At 49.7% G+C, this 17,040-nt stretch carries 7 protein-coding genes; 5 read left to right on the top strand and 2 right to left on the bottom strand.

Annotated elements, in window-relative coordinates:
- Window positions 1-55 precede the first annotated feature (55 nt).
- The 5 genes from RCO25_RS24950 (at window position 56) to RCO25_RS24970 (ending at window position 15,418) form a co-directional block, all read left to right on the top strand.
- On the top strand, window positions 56-5,251 hold the full coding sequence (locus tag RCO25_RS24950; RefSeq protein ID WP_308998819.1) for an Ig-like domain-containing protein: 5,196 nt from the start codon (window positions 56-58) through the stop codon (window positions 5,249-5,251).
- Between the two features lie 81 nt (window positions 5,252-5,332).
- The gene (locus tag RCO25_RS24955) at window positions 5,333-6,373 is read left to right on the top strand and encodes an S-layer homology domain-containing protein (RefSeq protein WP_308998820.1); all 1,041 of its coding nucleotides are present in this window, start codon (window positions 5,333-5,335) and stop codon (window positions 6,371-6,373) included.
- A 57-nt stretch (window positions 6,374-6,430) separates the two neighbouring features.
- Window positions 6,431-11,683 (top strand): LamG-like jellyroll fold domain-containing protein, encoded by a 5,253-nt coding sequence (locus RCO25_RS24960; RefSeq protein ID WP_308998821.1) that lies wholly within the window; start codon window positions 6,431-6,433, stop codon window positions 11,681-11,683.
- 262 nt (window positions 11,684-11,945) lie between these two features.
- Complete coding sequence (locus RCO25_RS24965; RefSeq protein ID WP_308998822.1) at window positions 11,946-13,544, top strand: response regulator transcription factor; 1,599 nt, start codon at window positions 11,946-11,948, stop codon at window positions 13,542-13,544.
- Between the two features lie 71 nt (window positions 13,545-13,615).
- The gene (locus RCO25_RS24970; protein WP_308998823.1) at window positions 13,616-15,418 is read left to right on the top strand and encodes a sensor histidine kinase; all 1,803 of its coding nucleotides are present in this window, start codon (window positions 13,616-13,618) and stop codon (window positions 15,416-15,418) included.
- On the opposite strand, the gene RCO25_RS24975 is transcribed toward RCO25_RS24970, so the two are convergent.
- Both RCO25_RS24975 and RCO25_RS24980 read right to left on the bottom strand, forming a co-directional pair.
- The gene (locus RCO25_RS24975) at window positions 15,396-15,848 is read right to left on the bottom strand and encodes a hypothetical protein (protein ID WP_308998824.1); all 453 of its coding nucleotides are present in this window, start codon (window positions 15,846-15,848) and stop codon (window positions 15,396-15,398) included. The two genes, RCO25_RS24970 and RCO25_RS24975, sit on opposite strands and share 23 nt — an antisense overlap.
- 45 nt (window positions 15,849-15,893) lie before the next feature.
- Window positions 15,894-16,805, bottom strand: a complete 912-nt coding sequence (locus RCO25_RS24980) for a peptidylprolyl isomerase (RefSeq protein ID WP_308998825.1) — start codon at window positions 16,803-16,805, stop codon at window positions 15,894-15,896.
- Window positions 16,806-17,040 lie beyond the last annotated feature (235 nt).

The raw sequence follows: 17,040 nt of genomic DNA on the forward strand, positions 1-17,040 counted from the left end.
CGCTTTCATTTATGTGCTTTTGGAAATTATTAAAACTATTGGAGGAGATTCTATCATGTCACGATCGAAAAAAAGGATAAAGCGAACCGTTTCCCTCGCCTTGGGACTTGCGCTTGTCTTCGGTAGCATTCCGCCGCTCGCATCGGCGGCCAATAATCCCGGAATGCCCGTCTTTAAAAGCTCGGGCACCGTTATTCCGCAGGAGCCGGCATCCTATTTACCTGAACAAAGCATGATGCAAGCCATCTACGACAAGGAGAAAAACGGTACTGATTTCTGGATGGATCGGTTGTTGGCGCGTCCCGGCAACGATCCTGCCAGAGAGGCCCGCGGGGTAGATTTAATGACCCGGGGCAGAGCTTTGTATATGAAGGAGCACACGCCGGGCACGATCGGCTTTGCGGGAAGGACAGCTTACCAGGATGTGCTAGGCGGCAATGCCTATACGGTTACGTTCAGTGGCTTGCCTTTAACGGAGGATGTCAGCAAACGGCTGCAAATGCCGAGCCATTGGAGAAGCGAGCATAATGCGCAAGGATTAAACGTCGTGCAGCGCAAATTTATAACGGATAATAACGCTGCGATAACGCTGCTTGACCTCAAAAATACAAGTGCGGAAGCCAAATCGGTAACGATGACAGTTAATCCTTCGTTCGTATCCAAGGCAGAAGGCGATGAGCTAACGGGTGTGGTCAATTCCGCCCGAAATCTAACGAAAATTATGACGCGTTTATCCGGCAGCGGGATGTCTGCTGCGGATAACAAGCTTACTCGGACGATTAGCATTCCGGCCGGAGCAACGCTGCAGGCTAATGTGGTTATGGGCTTCACCACGACTGAAATTCCGGAATCGCTGACGGAGTATAACGTCTACAAAGGTCTAAATAACGATGATGCGCTTGCGAAGCAGACGCAGGATTATAACAAATGGTGGGCGGATAATGTACCGTATATCGATGTCCCTGATGAAAATATTAAGAAAATCGCGTATTACCGGTGGTGGCTGAACCGTTTCAACTATCTTGATGCCAATATCCCCGGAAATGACTTTCAATTTCCTACCTCAATAGAAGGCGTACTGGGCTACAATAATGCGATCGTATTGACGCAGCCCATGCACATTCAGGATCTTCAATATTTGCGTAATCCCATGTATTCGTATGGGAACTGGGTATCGGTGGGCGAAACCTCCAACGGCGGCGCTTTTACCGATAACCCGGGCATGCCGGACAATTGGAACAATTACTACACCCAATACTTATCGGAAGCGGCATGGAACAGCTACAAAATTCATGGCGGGCAGCCCGAGATAATCGGAAACTTAGCTCATTATGCGGAGAAAGACGTTGCTGGTCAGCTTTATCGCTTCGATAATAACAACAACGGCGTCATCGCATACGACTGGGGTGCATTAACAGGCAATGATGCGGATGCCGTCTCTTTTCACTGGAAATCGGGCAACCAAGAGCGGGCAGAGGGCGCTTACGTTTATGGAGGTGCGAAAGCGGCAGCCGAAATGTATGGGTTCCTAGGCAATGAGGAGAAGGAAGCCGAGCTTGGCGCACTTGCTGCAGATATTCAAGAAGGCATTATGGAAGAGCTTTGGGATGAAGAAGATCAAGTATTCAAGCACCGCCATATCAGCTCGGACGAACTTAATCCGTGGAAAGAAATTAACAATTATTATCCGTTTACCGAAGGCGTACCGCCAAACGAGGATACGTACAAAGAAGCTTTCCGCTTATGGCAGGATGCAGCCGAATATCCGATCTTCCCGTTTTTCACGGCGAATCAGAAGGATAAAGCAGCAGCAGCAGCCCAAGGGGAAGCGGGCTCCAACAATTTTTCGACCATCAACTCCACGGTAACGTTCCGTTTGTTCGCGAAAGCGCTGCGGGATTATCCATCGGAATACATTACGGCAGATATGTATAAGCAGCTGCTTTATTGGGTGGCTTGGGCGCAATATTACGATGGGGATACGCGCTACCCGGATGCCAATGAATTCTGGGCGAACTGGAATCCTGCTACTCAAAAAATCGATTACCGCTCTTGGATCCATCACAATATTCTTGGGAATTACAATTATACCTTAATCGAGGACGTGGCAGGCTTGCGTCCAAGGCTGGACAAAAAAATCGAGCTTTGGCCGCTAGATATCGGCTGGGATCATTTTACGGTTAACAATCTGAACTACCATGATCAGGATTTGACGATTGTATGGGATAAGCCAGGGGACGGCACGACGCATTACGGTACTGCTCCTGAGGGTTATTCCGTATTTATCGACGGCGAGCGTGCTTTCACGGCGGATAAACTCGTTCAACTGGTCTGGGACCCGGATACAGGCAAGGTTGAATTCCCGGACGAGGACGGTACGGTAATTTTTGAAAGTACAATGGACCAAATGAAGGAAGCAAAGGATGTTGCGCTTAAAGACGACAGAATGGTAGACATGTTCCAGAAGGCGGGCATCGACCTAGACCCAGAAACGGCTGGCTTCCCGAATCTAGTCGCAGCAGAAGGAGTAAAGCAATCCGCTTCGTTTGTGGCAGCGGGTACGAAAGTTAGCGACGCGGTGGACGGATTCACGATATCCGGAACATCCAAGCCGCGTGAAGCTGCCTTCACACCGCCGATCTGGGGGAGCAAGGGCTCGCCAAATGCGACGGATTGGTATGAAATTGATTTCGGGCAGCAGACGGCATTTGATAATGTGAAGCTTTACTTTTACAACGATCGTTTGGCTTCCGGCGGTTACAGTGAGCCATCCATGTACAAGATCGAATATTTCGACGGTGCGCAGTGGCTGCCTGCCCAGAAGCCGTATAAGCTTCCGAAGATCCCTCAGGCGAATTTGAACGAAGTACAGTTCCCGGCTGTTAATGCCAGCAAAATGCGGGTAACGATGACGCACAAGGGAGCGAACAAAACGGCGCTAAAAGAAATTCAAGTGTATCATACTGGCATTATTCCTCCTGTTCCGGTTAATGAGAAGCCGGAGGTCGCGGCTGCGCAAGATAGCGGACCGAAGCTGCCGCTGCAAGCAAAGCTAATCGGAAGCGCAGTGGATGACGGATTGCCAGACGGCAGCGTCTCGGTGAACTGGAGTAAGCTAAGTGGTCCGGGGAACGTCGTTTTCGCCAATCCGAAGGAAGGAAGCACAACCGCAACCTTTACGGTCGCTGGAACCTACACGTTAAAATTTGAAGCAACCGACGGCGAGCTCTCGTCAGATACTGAGCTGACGGTCGTTGTTGATCCTTTGCCATCGGAAATTAACGTGGCGACCTTCGCGACGCCGACAACCTCCTTCGTATCAAGCTGGGAGTCATTGGCTGCGGTCAATGACGGCTTGGATTGGCCAAATTCGAATCCACCTAACGGCGTTTCAGCAGGTGGAATTCCGAGATATGGAAACTGGAGCCAGCAAGGGACGCAATGGGTGGAATATACATGGAGCAACCCGGTGAAAATCGGAAAAGCTTCTGTCTCGTGGATGGATGACGGCGGGGGCGTGAAGCTGCCAGCCTCTTGGAAGCTGCAATATTGGGACGGCACTAAACTTGTGGATGTGGCTGAGCCTACGGCATACGGCATAACCAAAAACGGTTACAACAACGTCCAGTTCAAACCCGTGATGACGACTAAGCTGCGTATCGTCATGGTCAGCAATAATGCATCGACAGGAATTTTGGAATGGAAAGTGTTAGCTGAACCGCCTGTAAGCGTGAAAGCTGTCAAAGTACCGACGCTGGTTGGCGAGCAGCCTCTATTGCCTGCCAAAATCGAGCAAACGTACGCTGATGGTTCAATACAAGAGGGTAAGGTGACTTGGTTCCCTATAGATCCGGAGCTTTTGCAAAATCCAGGCTCTTCGTTCAAGGTGACGGGAATCATCGAAGGGTCGACGCTGCAAGCGGAAGCTACCGTATATGTCAGGGTCACAAACGCTGTGCAGGTAACCAATATTAGCGATATTAACGCGGTTACTTCCGTTGGTAAGGCTCCGGTACTGCCTTCGGCAGCCGATGTTTTATACAACGACGGTTCATGGGATAACGTAAGCAGCATCATTACCTGGGATGCCATTGCACCAGAGTCGTATGCTCAGATCGGCCAGTTTATCGTAGAGGGCTCTATCTCAGCCTCGACGACGAAGGTGAAGGCATACGTTTCGGTCACCGGAGGCACGGTGACAGCAATCGGGGCCGTACAGGTTACGACTTCAGCCGGAGTGGCACCGACGCTGCCAGCCAAAGTAGGCGTGACCTATGAAGGCGGAGCAAGCGCAGAGTTGTCTGTCACATGGGACGCGATCGCTCCAGCAGCTTACGCGCAGCCGGGCTCTTTTAAAGTAAATGGAACCGTTACAGGAACAACTAAGAAGGCGGAGGCAACAGTCACCGTTACGGAAGCACAGAACGCGGCAGCCGCGACTCTCAGCGGACCGGAGAAAATAGAAGGCGGAGAAGCCTTTGATGTCGTTCTCGGTATTAGCGGTGCGGATCAATCGGTTTTCGCCGAAGATATTGTAATCGCGTTTGATGCCGATAAGCTTGAATGGATTGGCGCAGAGGATGAGCTGTTGAACGAACATTTCGCTCTCGTCGGTGAAAGTCAGAAGGATGGAGAAATTCGTCTCATCACCGCAAAAATCAACGCCGCAGGCTCAGAGGTAAACGGCCCGCTCGTTAAGCTTTTGTTCAAAGCTAAGGATACGGATAGCGGAGCAATGGCAAATATCACGATAATGAAAGCGACTGCCGCTGATGCAGCGGGGCTGGAGACGGAGCTTGCTGGAGCCGGGTATAGCATTCAAATTAACGGTGTGAATAAAGCAGTGCTCCGCTCCCTTATCGCGGAAGCGCAGCAGGCGCATGATGCAGCAGTCGAAGGTACGAAGGTTGGCCAGTATCCTGTCGGTTCCAAAGCTGCGCTTCAAGCGGCTATTCAAGCAGCGCAAGCCATTGTTGCTAAGAGCGGCGTAACTTCTGCTCAAATCGAGCAGGCCGTCCAGCAATTGAACGACGCGCTGCAATTGTTCAAAGCTTCGATCATCAAAGCGCTGCCAGGCGATGTGAGCGGCGATGACAAGGTGAGCGTTGGCGATCTTGCAATCGTAGCGGTATCCTATGGCAAAACATCAGCACATCCGCAATGGGAGCAAATCAAAAAAGCGGATATGAATAAGGATGGAAAAATCGATATCGAGGATCTTGCGGCACTTGCCAGACTTATTCTAGGTTAGTCGTTGATACGAAAGCATAAGCAACCAAGGGGAAGGCGAATCTGCCTTCCCCACCTACTTACGGAGAGGAAGAAACGTCCTATGAAATTGAGATGGCTGTCCGCAATGCTAACGCTGCTGCTTTGCTTCTCCCTATTCCCGGCTGCTGCCGGTGCTGCGAGCTCTCCAGAATTTACGATGAGCTTAGCAAAAGAGAAGCAGCCGGTCGGACAAATGATCACGGTGACTGTCGATGGGGCTGGCTTGACGGATATGTACGCATACGAATTGACGTTTAACTACGATTCGAAACGATTGAAGCTGCTCGGAGCGAAGTCCGATATTAAAGGCTTCTCGATCAAGCCGATTATCGAAAACAATAAAATCGTATTTGCTCACACGAAAACCGGCGCAATCGCTGGCGAGAATGGGAAATTGACTTTATGTACGCTTACCTTTGAAGCTTTGGCCGAAGGTAAGGCCAGCATAGAGCTGACTGCTGCCAAGCTTGTGGACAGCAAGCTTAAGGCGACCCAGCCTGCGGCTGCGTTCCAATTAATAAGCAGCATCAGCGGTAAAGCGGAAAGTGCTCATTTTGACGACATGGAGAATCACTGGGCAAGGACGAATGTGGAAAGAGCAGTCGGCTTAGGCATCGTGAACGGCTACGGCGACGGAACGTTCAAGCCCGGCCGCAGCATTACGCGCGCGGAGTTTACAGCGATGCTGGTCAGAGCATTAGAAATTCAAACAGCAGATACGGTTGCGACAGCTTTTTCGGATACCGCGAATATACCATCATGGGCAAGGCCGTATGCCCTAGCAGCAGCTGACAAAGGTTTTATTAAAGGTTACGAAGACGGCTCGTTCAGAGCAAATCTTCCGATCACGCGCGCCGAAATGACTGTGATCCTAACGAGAGTATTAGGCTTGACGATCGATATAGACAAACGCACCGCATTCGCGGATCGTGATCAAATTCCTGCATGGGCTGAGCCATCTATTGCAGCCGGGGTAGAGATTTCGCTCGTTCAAGGCCGTGGAGGCAATCGATTCGCGCCGAACGCATCCGCAACGCGGGCAGAGGCGATCACCTTAATGCTGAACATGTTGGATAAGCGGGTTGTTGAGGCAGAGGAGTAGTCTTCTGATAGGAGTGGATGGTCAAGTCATGGATGATAAGAGAAGGAAGGTAATCTCATGAAACGACGATTCGGAAAAATGGTTTCCAGTGCGCTAATCGTATTGCTTGCCGGAACATTAGGTTTCTCACCGATAGCGGCGTGGGCCTCCGAAGGTACTCTAAGCGATCTCGTTCCGAGTGTGCAGGAGGAACCAGAAACAAAGCTGTCGGAAACGGGAACCTATGATTATCAGCTGAACATAAATGGAGCCCAGGAAGGTGCAGCCATTAGCCCGACATTAAACGGCATTTTTCTGGAGGACATCAATTACGCGGGGGACGGCGGGCTTTATGCGGAGCTTATCCAAAATCGATCCTTCGAATTTGAAGATTCGCTCAGAGCGTGGTCGAAAGTAACGGAAGGCGGAGGAACTGCGAATTTGACCGTCGAATCATCGCAGCCGTTAAACGCCAAAAACCTGCACTATGCTAGACTGACGGTACAATCGCCGGGCGCAGACGCCGGGCTTGCAAATGCAGGCTTTGGCGGCATGGCTGTCGAGCGGGGACTCCGCTATGACTTCTCCGTCTATGCGCGCAGCATTGGTGCTTTCCAGTCGCCGCTGCGTATCTGTCTGCAAAACGCAAGCAGCGAAACCATAGGTGAAGCGACGATAGAGGGGATAACGAATGAATGGCAGAAGCTGACGGCGACGCTTACGGCATCCGAGACAGCGACCGCTGCCAAGCTAAGCGTGACCACGACCGGCGCAGGCTCTGTCGATTTAGACATGGTTTCGCTCTTCCCTCAAAATACGTGGAAGAATCGTCCGGGCGGTCTTCGCGCCGATCTTGTTCAGGCGATGGCGGATATGAAGCCTAAATTTATTCGTTTTCCCGGCGGATCCATTGTGGGAGGACGCAGCGTTGATAATTTTTACCGCTGGAAAAACACGATTGGCGACGTTGCGGAGCGCCCGATAAACAAAAATTTCTGGTCCGACCCTGCCCGCGGCAATGATCCTTATTACTATCAAACGGGCGGACTTGGATTTTATGAGTATTTCCTGCTTTCGGAGGATTTGGGAGCGGAGCCGCTCCCGGTTATCAACGTTGGCATGGCAGAGCAGTTTCTCGCGCCAGGTGTCGTCGTTCCGCTCGCCGAGCTGCAGCCGTATATTCAGGACGCGCTTGATTTAATTGAATATGCGAACGGGCCGGTAACGAGCGAATGGGGTGCAAAACGGGCAGCAGCAGGCCATCCCGAGCCTTTCAATTTAAAATACTTAAGCTTAGGCAACGAGCATTGGACATCTGCTTACTTTGATCGATATCAACGTTTCTATGATGCGATTAAAGCGGTATACCCGTCGATTAATTTAATGCTTTCTTCCGGTGCGTATGCTTCCGGAGCAGAATTCAGCACGGCTTGGAGCTGGGCTCGCCAGACGGGTAAAGCGCAAGTAGTCGATGAGCATATGTATCAGCCGTCAGCTTGGTTCCTAAGCAATACGAAGCGGTACGACAGCTATAACCGCAACGATCCGCCCGTATTCGTTGGCGAATATGCCGCGCATATCGGATCGGGGGATAAGGGCCGGCTTAGCAATTTGCAGGGCGCGATCTCGGAAGCGGCCTTCATGACGGGACTTGAACGCAACGGCGATGTGGTTCGGTTTGCTTCTTACGCGCCGACGTTTGCAAAAGACAAGTTCGTGCAGTGGACGCCGGACTTGATCTGGTTCAATAATACTGACGTATTTTGCGCACCAAGCTACTATGTGCAGCAGATGTTCAGCGCGAACGTAGGCGATCATGTGGTGGACAGCGAGCTGCTGCAAAACGAAGAACAGGAGCAGAAGCCGGTTACGGGCAAAGTCATGCTCGCCTCCTGGAGCACCGCGGTGGATTACGATGACTTATTGGTTACCGCAGCTAACGGCGAAACGCTGCTCAGCGATGATTTCAGCGGCACGAACAGCAATTGGAACCCGAGCGGCGGGACATGGCAGGTGACAGACGGGGTCATGCGGCAGTCAAGCACAGCGACACCCGCACGCAACTCGGCAGGCGACGTCAGCTGGAACAACTATACGATTACCTTGAAAGCAACGAAAAAGTCGGGGAATGAAGGCATGCTGATCGGCTTCGGCGTAAAGGACACGGATAATTATTATTGGTGGAATATTGGCGGCTGGGGCAACACCCGGACTCTGGTGGAGAAGGCGGTAGGCGGCAGCAAAACCGAAGCCAGCTTAGTGAATACGACGTTCCGTGTGGAGACGAACAAAACCTATCAGCTGAAAATTGAACTTTCAGGCTCAAAGGTTCGATGCTTCATTGACGGTGAGCTAATCCATGAATTTACCGATTCAAACGGAGCGACGTCTCCTTTATATTCCGTCGTGAGCAAGGACAATGAAAGCGGCGACATGATAGTGAAGCTTGTTAATAACTCTCCTGACACGCAGACGGTTAATGTAAACCTTGAGGATGTTCCAGGAATTGAAACGCGCGGAACGGCGATCGTGCTGGCTTCCGATAACATCAGCTCGCAAAATACTTTTGCTGACCCTTACAAAGTAGCGCCTGTTACCAACGTGCTTCCTGACGTTTCAGACTCCTTCTTGTATGACAGCGCGCCGAATTCCGTTTCTATTCTACGGCTTAAGACGAGAACAGGAATCGTAGCGGCAGCCACTGCGGCGGTGTCAACGGAAGCGGGTCAGGCGCCGCAGCTTCCTGAGACCATCGAGGTTACGGGCAGCGACGGAACGATCTCGCAAGCGAACGTGGAATGGCATCCCGTACGAGCGTTTAAATACGAGCAGCCCGGATCCTTTACGGTTCAAGGCACTATTGCGGATGCAGCTTTTAACGTATACGGACACGTCACCGTGAAGCAAGGGGAGGAGCCGCCGCAAGCAGCTATACCTGCCCTTATCGTAAAGTACGGCTTCGATGAAGCGTCAGGTACTACGGTGTCCGACTCCACTTATCAGGGACATAACGGTACGCTGGAAGGAACGGTGAAGAGAGAGCCGGACGGCAAGAAAGGTGCGGCGTTGACCTTCGCCGGCTCGGGCGGGAATTATATCAATGCCGGAACAAGCGAAGCCTTGCAGCCTGACAGCTTGACGTTATCCTATTGGATTAAACGAACGAGTGACATGAACAGCGCGGAAAATGTCTTGCTCTGGTTCAAGCCGACGAACGGCTACAACCAAAATGGATTGTTCATTACGTATAACGGTACGAATGCGGCAGATCCAATCTCGAGCTTCGTCGTTGTTGACGGCTTCAACGGATTTTATGTGAAGCAGCCGCCAAACGATTTTCTGCCTCTGAACGAATGGAAGAATGTTGTCATCACATTCGACTCAGATACGAATGATTCAGCGATTTACAAAAACGGCATCAAGCAAGAGATTGCCGTTACGGGTACTCCGGACTCAATCACAGCTACAGCTGATGTCAAAAAAATCGGCGTATCCGGCTACAATAACGGCGCTCAGCTTCAAGCAACTTTGGATGATTTCCGTATTTACGGCGGTGCAATGAGCGATAGTCAAGTAAAGGCGCTTTATGACGGCAAGCTTATTGAAGCCGTTCAACCGGCTGCTGCAACAACGATTGCAGGATCTGCGCCTAAGCTTCCTAAGGCTGTTACCGTGACGTATGAGAATGGCAGTACTGCTGCGGCATCCGTTGCGTGGGACGCGGTAGCTCCTTCGGAATATGCCGAGCCTGGCAGTTTTTCCGTTAACGGAACGGTGGAAGGTACGGCCCTGAAAGCAGTTGTTATCGTAACCGTAACCGCTCCTCCCGCCCCAATCCCGCATCTGGTAGCGCACTATACTTTCGACGAGCAAACAGGAACAGAGGTAGGGGATACATCAGGGAAAGGGCATCATGGCTTGGCGGAAGGCGATGACAGCGAGTGGATTAATGACGGTCATGAGGGCGGTGCAATGAAATTCAACGGGACTAACCAATATGTAGATTTGGGCGACAGCGGGCAGTTGCAGCCAAAGGATATTACAGTTTCATACTGGATTAAACGTACCGTGACGATGAATGGGCGCAACAATAATATTTTGTGGTTCAAGGATGGCTGGAACGGCAATGGTTTTTACATTACCTATGACGGCTCGAATCTGGATGATGTCAGCTCCAGCTATTTGATCGTGGACGGTTTTAACGGTTTTTATGTTAATGAAAGTCCGGATGAATTTCTCCCGCTCGGCGAATGGACTCATATCGCAGTTACATTTGATTCGACGACGAAGCAGGGGGCAATCTACAAAAACGGCATAAGCCAGACTCTTACGGTGAATGGAACGCCTGCCTCAATCACGCCATCATCTACCAAGAGTAAAATGATTGGCATGTCGGAATATGCGAACTCCCATCTTAACGCGGCATTAGATGATTTGCGGATCTATGATGTTGCGATGACTGAAGCTGACATAAAGGCTCTATACGAGGGGGAGCCGGATTCACAAGGGTCGGCACTGATATCGGGACCTAGCGCCATTGCTTCTTCAGCGGAGTTCGACGTCACGGTTTCTTTGCAAGGGGTGGAGCAGTCCGTGCTTGCCCAAGATATGGTCATTACCTACGATGCAGATAAGCTGGAATGGATCGGTGTCAAGGAGCTTCTTCTCAACAGTAATTTTGTTAAAGTAGGCGAGGATCTTCAGCCGGGAACGGCGCGCATCATGCTCGTCAATATCGGGGAAACGGATGCGAGCGTGAATGGAGAACTTCTAATGCTGAGATTGAGAGCAAAGAGCATGGACGGTCAGGCAGCTGCAAGCATCAACGTAGCAAAGCTGGAGGTCGCGAACGGCGAAGGCGTCGAATCCGTCCTAACGGGAGCTTCAATGAGCATTATGATTAATGCAATCGATAAAGAAGCTTTAATCGCAATGATCAACGAGGCTCAGGACATACACAATGCAGCCGTGGAAGGTACGAAAGCCGGACAATATCCGGCGGGGGCAAAAGCTCTATTGCAGGCAGCTATCGGTCTTGCAAACACCGTCGCAGAAAACAGCGATTCTACTGCGCAGTTAATCGAGCAGGCGACAGCGGAGCTGCAGTCGGCGCTCAGCACCTTTAAGGCAACCGTCATCAAAGGGCTTCCTGGAGATGTGAACGGGGATGAGCGCATCAGCATCGGCGATTTGGGCATTGTATCGGCGAGCTATGGCAAAACCTCCAATGATCCGCAGTGGAGCATCATACAGAAAGGCGATCTCAACAAGGACGGCAAGATCGACATCGAGGATCTCGCTGCATTGGCAAGGCAAATGATTAACGGATAACGAGACTCAGCGATGGGAGCAGGGAAAGGGATGCCGAAGAGGCATCCCTTTTACTAGAAATATAAGAAAGTATAAAATTCAACCTTATACGTTGCTTATATTTCACCGCGAAACGAGCTTTTGCCGCCAAGGACGGCGTCAGCCGTTTACGCTAGATGGCAGTGAATCGGCAGAATTCCCCATTATTCAACAAAACCTCCGATTGCAAACCGATTTTACGTAGAATAGGATGAAGATACGACAAGGGAAAGGGGCGATCTACATGTACAATATTTTACTTGTGGACGATGAACCTGGGCATTTGGCAGGCTTGTCCAAAATATTGCGCCGGCTCCGTCCGGAATACGCCGTACATACGGCAAAAAATGGGGAAGAGGCTTTAAACATTTGCGATTCGGAAAATTTCGAAATCATTATAACGGACATTCAAATGCCCATTATGGACGGGCTTGATTTTTACGAAAGGCTGCCAAGCAGCCGGAAGCCGCAAAAGGTAATTTTTTTAAGCGGCTATGATTATTTCGAGTACGCCCAAAAGGCGATCGGGCTAGGCTCCTTTGAGTATGTATTGAAACCCGTCGATATCGACAAATTCACCCATGTTCTTGAAAAGGCTGAACGAAGCTTAGAAGAAGAGCTTACCAGTCTCCATGAGCAGGAGCGCTTGTCGGCAAAGCTGCAAACCATTATCCCCTTGTATCATAACCGTATTTTGAGCGATTGGATTTATGGACTGCCTCTATCAAGCGATGAGGAAAGGGAGCTCAGTGACTCCTTGCTGTTCCATGGCGGGGGCAGCATCCTTGTAACCATGATTCAGGGTAAGGACATGTCTGATGAGAAGGCTCTGGATTTATGCAGAGAACAGATCAAAGCAAGGATGCAATCGCTGTTAAGCGAAAACGGCGCTTCGATTAGTTTTTTCTCGGAGCAGGATGGGGGCCTGCTTATCTCAGCAACGAATTCACGTTTGGAGGAACCGCTGCTTGCACGGGTTGAAGAGCAAATTAGGCTCGCCGAATTTGAAAGCGTTCGCATTTCCGTCGGAATAAGCCGCAGTACAGATGCCATTTCCATAGCTGCGCCCCAATTGTTCAAAGAGGCTTCCATTGCCGCAATGGAAGGATTTTATTTGGAAGAGAGAATGATATTTGATTGTGCAGGATCGAATATTGATTCTCGCTTATTTCTCAAACCGAACGCGAGGCTTGAGGCCATGTTGAGCGAGGCCATACATGCATCGCATACTGAAAAAGCGATTCATGAGGCGTCTAGGGCAATCATTGCTAAACTCGTAGAGGGTGAACGTCTGCCTGCGCCTGCCGAGCTGATCGGTTACTGCAAGAAACTGCTTATGAAGCTTACGGAAGCAACGGAATACCTAAAGCCCGAAATTCGAGAACACTTAGCTGTTAGCATCGCGGAATCTCTTGCTGCAGTCCATGCGCTGGGGCAGCTTCAAACGATCATCGCGGGCCGGCTTTCCGATATTTCTGCTGCGATCACGGAAGCGAGGCGGGACAGTAAAGAAATGGTCATTTTTAAATGCTTGGCATATATGGAAGAGCATTACATGGAGGACCTCTCGCTCGAGTCGGTGTCAGCTGTCTTTCATTTCAACAGCAGCTACTTCTGCCATTATTTCAAGAGCAAGCTGAACATCAATTTCAGTCAATATTTGACCCAAATTAGGCTGACGAAGGCCAAGGAGCTGCTCGAGCAGAGCAACGATAAGGTCTATCAGGTTGCGAGCCAGCTAGGGTATCAGGATGTTAAATATTTCAACCGCGTATTCAAAAAGGAGTTCGGGTTGACGCCTGAAGAATACAGGTCGATTGCCCGCAGCATGAAACGGGGATAATCCGATAACAGCAGACATCCATACGGGAGGGAACCGTTACGATTCCACTAGTGAAGGACCGATTATTAAACATGAAATTCAGGACGAAGCTGATCCTGTTTTTTGTGCTGCTCATTTCTCTTCCTTCGGTTATTAACGGTTATATCAATTATAATGCGAGCTCGGATATCATCGTCCGAAATGCGAGGGACAGCATTCAGGAAATTGTCAAAAAAAATAACGAGATCGGCGATATCGTCTACAAAAATATCGAAGAAAGAACGGTTGCGCTCATCTCCGATCCGGATTTATTTCGCCTATTTGACAGGCCGCAGCCTGCAAACGACTATGAGCTTGTGAAGATGGATCGGCAGGCGACTGCCATTTTGTATAAGTATTTTGGGCATAGTCAAGATTTCTACACCGTGCAGCTCATGACCAGCTACTACAGCTTTGGATCCGGAACGCATACGTATACGACGAATTCTCCGTTCGTATCCGTTTCGCCGGAGGGCTTTCAAAAATCTTATATTTACGAACAAGTCAAGGAACGCCAAGGGAGCATAGTATGGGTGCCTACTTACGATTTGACGAGAGTGTATAATCAGGAGCAGCTTTTTGGGATGGATCAGAAGTTTAAAATGGTGTTCTCCAGCGCTCGCATGATCAATAGCTCGCCAATTATTGACGGTGTCAGCCATTCTTGGCCGGAATCGGTGGAGCGTCCTGTGCTGCTCATAAATTTTAATGAAGAATTTTACCGCAATACGGTTGAGCAGAGATTGCCTGTGCCAGATTCCTATTTCTATATCGTGTCTCGAGACGGCCAAATCGTTACGCATCCGGATATCTCGAAGCTTGGCACAATTGATGAGAATGAGTGGTATCTTCATGAGTTTAAGGCTTCCTCAGGTACTTCGCTTGTCAAGGAGGACGGCGAGGATGTGCTTATTGCTTATGACACTTCGAAAGTAACGGATTGGATAACCGTATCCGTCATTCCTTACAACCAATTGCTTCGGAATTTGCCTACCGTAAGGTATATGGATCTCTTGATCGCGCTTGCCCTTATCGTCATGGCGATCGTTATTGCTTCCTTTATCGCGGGACGGCTGACTAATCCGATCAAGAAAATGCTGGTTGCGATCCAGTTAACCGGTTCCGGTGATTTCTCTACCAAAATTCCGGATCAATCTCAGCTTGAGTTTCGCATCCTTATCAAGAAGTTCAATCATATGAACGAGAAAATCCAAGAGCTGATTAAGGAAAACTATGAGAGCACGCTGCGCGAGAAGGAAGCGGAAATCATGGCGCTCAACCTGCAGCTGAATCCTCATTTTTTGTACAATACGCTGAATATTATCAATTGGATGGCGATCGACCGTGACGACAGAGCAATCAGCAAAATGATCGTAAGTCTTTCCACGATGCTGCAATATACGGTAAACAACAAGCAGGAGATCGTGAAGCTAAAGGATGATCTCGAGTGGCTGAGAAGCTATACGCATATTATGGAGAACCGATTTGAAGGCGTCTTTAAGGTTGAATATGAGCTGGATCAATTGCCGGGCGATTGTAAGGTTCCGAAGCTGTTCTTGCAGCCAATTGTGGAAAATGCGATTATCCATGGTTTTGAAGCATTGGAGAAGGGAGGCGTGATCCGGATTAGCGGACAAGTGCGCGGCGAGATGCTGTTTTTCGAAGTAAGTGACAACGGAAAGGGGATGTCGGCGCAGCATGTCCAGACTTTGCTGAATCCGGAGGCGAAGGGGATCGGGGTGAAAAATATTGCTCAGCGTATCTCACTCATTTACGGAGAGCGTTCTCAGCTGCACATTCATTCGGAAATAGGAAAGGGGACCGTTGTTGCGGTTACGATCCCGCTTCAGAAATAAGCTTGCTCCGTTTGGGGGGAGAAAGGGCGGTCGCCGGATCGATTCTAAGGACGGCTCCTGCGATTATTCTTGGAACGCTTAGCTTGTTTCCAAACGTATTTTCTCCCGTAAAAGCATCTTTGACTTTCCCGGTTACGTAGACATAATCCCCGTTTTGCACGTCAAGCCCAGGCTCCTCGAAAGCGACAATAACGCTTTGCTCACGGTTGATCGGATCAGCGTATAGTTGAATATAGACCATTTTTTCAAGTCTTTGGGGCGTCGCGAATACCTCGCCGTAGATTTCGACGCTCCTCCCTTTAAACGCATTTGCATTTTCGTACATGGCCCGAAATTGTTCTTTCGTCAACGGCTCTGATGTTACTTTCACGCAGCCCATGATTGAAGCAGCTAAGATAAAAGTTAACAGCAGCATGATACCTCGTTTCATAACGTGCCTCCTTTCCTCGGATAATGCGTATTCCAGCCTATAGAACTATTGAAGCTGCAGCAGTTCAATGGATGCCCCAGCCCGCAATTCCTCCAGCCAAGGACCAATCAAATCATAGATTTCAGAATCGATCAGCTCATTTCGTATTTGCTCTTCGCGTTCGCGTAAAGTTGCTGCGGCGCTTTCTTGTCGTTTCGTTACGACTAGAATGTGAAATCCTTGGCTTGATTCGGTGATTTCCGCTGGCTCGCCAGGCTGCAGAGCAAAGGCGTCATCCTCGAAGCTTTGCTCCAAATAACCTCGTTCAATTAAGCCCAAATCCCCGCCGTTGCTTTTTGCTCCCGGATCAAGCGAGAACTGGCCGGCGAGCTTGGCGAAATCTTCGCCGGATTTTAACTTTACCGCAATCACGTCCGCCTGCTCCTTCGATTGAACCAGAATATGAGAGACCCGAACCGCATCCTGCTTGGCCCAACGCGCTTTATTTTGGTCATAGTAATTTTGTATGTCTGCATCGGTAACGCGGGTTTTGTCCAAAAGCAGCTGCATGCTTATCTGCGCACGCATGGAACGATCCATGAAGCCGTCCTCGGCCAGCTTGCTGCGGTATTCCTCAGGAGAATCGTATTCCCTCTTTAAGATATCAAGCTCAAGGTCGATGTCTTCATCCGTGACAGCTATGTTTTTCTTGCTTGCTTCTTGATTAATTAGCTCCTCCACGATTTGCTTTTCCAATGCTTTCTTGCCGCCTGTATCAATAAGCATTTCGTAGAGACGGCTTTTTACGATCTCTTTGCCATTCACCATCGCTATTGTTTCTTGAACAGGCGCTTTAATATTTGCACGTCCGTTCACGAAACCGGTCAATAAAAGCAGCAGCAGTAAAAAGAATAAGATAAAGCAGCTAAACATCCATAAGCGTAAGCTTCGATCTATTCGGTGACCAGTTCGTTTCATTGTTTATTACCCCTTCCCTGTTCGTATGGCATTCGAGAGATAGTTGCCGCAAGGTCACTATAGCAAATGGAAATAAGCAAAGAAAGGTGAAATATATTCGGTCGGTTACACAAAAGAAAGGAAGAAAACACCCTTCGAAAATATTGAACTTTTTTCGAAAGAATTCGCATTGTCTTCGTTCCCGCGTCCTTCTATAGTCAGGATGTGCCTAGCAGACTGAAGATGTAGAGGAGGA

Origin of the sequence: Paenibacillus sp. LHD-38, from assembly GCF_031157315.1 — a bacterium.
Classification (GTDB): Bacteria; Bacillota; Bacilli; order Paenibacillales; family Paenibacillaceae; genus Pristimantibacillus.

What these genes read in the sequence shown, in the direction of transcription:
- RCO25_RS24950 (WP_308998819.1), top strand. Translation starts at nt 56, where the DNA reads ATGTCACGATCGAAAAAAAGGATAAAGCGAACCGTTTCCCTCGCCTTG.
- RCO25_RS24955 (WP_308998820.1), top strand. Translation starts at nt 5,333, where the DNA reads ATGAAATTGAGATGGCTGTCCGCAATGCTAACGCTGCTGCTTTGCTTC.
- RCO25_RS24960 (WP_308998821.1), top strand. Translation starts at nt 6,431, where the DNA reads ATGAAACGACGATTCGGAAAAATGGTTTCCAGTGCGCTAATCGTATTG.
- RCO25_RS24965 (WP_308998822.1), top strand. Translation starts at nt 11,946, where the DNA reads ATGTACAATATTTTACTTGTGGACGATGAACCTGGGCATTTGGCAGGC.
- RCO25_RS24970 (WP_308998823.1), top strand. Translation starts at nt 13,616, where the DNA reads ATGAAATTCAGGACGAAGCTGATCCTGTTTTTTGTGCTGCTCATTTCT.
- RCO25_RS24975 (WP_308998824.1), bottom strand. Translation starts at nt 15,848, where the DNA reads ATGAAACGAGGTATCATGCTGCTGTTAACTTTTATCTTAGCTGCTTCA.
- RCO25_RS24980 (WP_308998825.1), bottom strand. Translation starts at nt 16,805, where the DNA reads ATGAAACGAACTGGTCACCGAATAGATCGAAGCTTACGCTTATGGATG.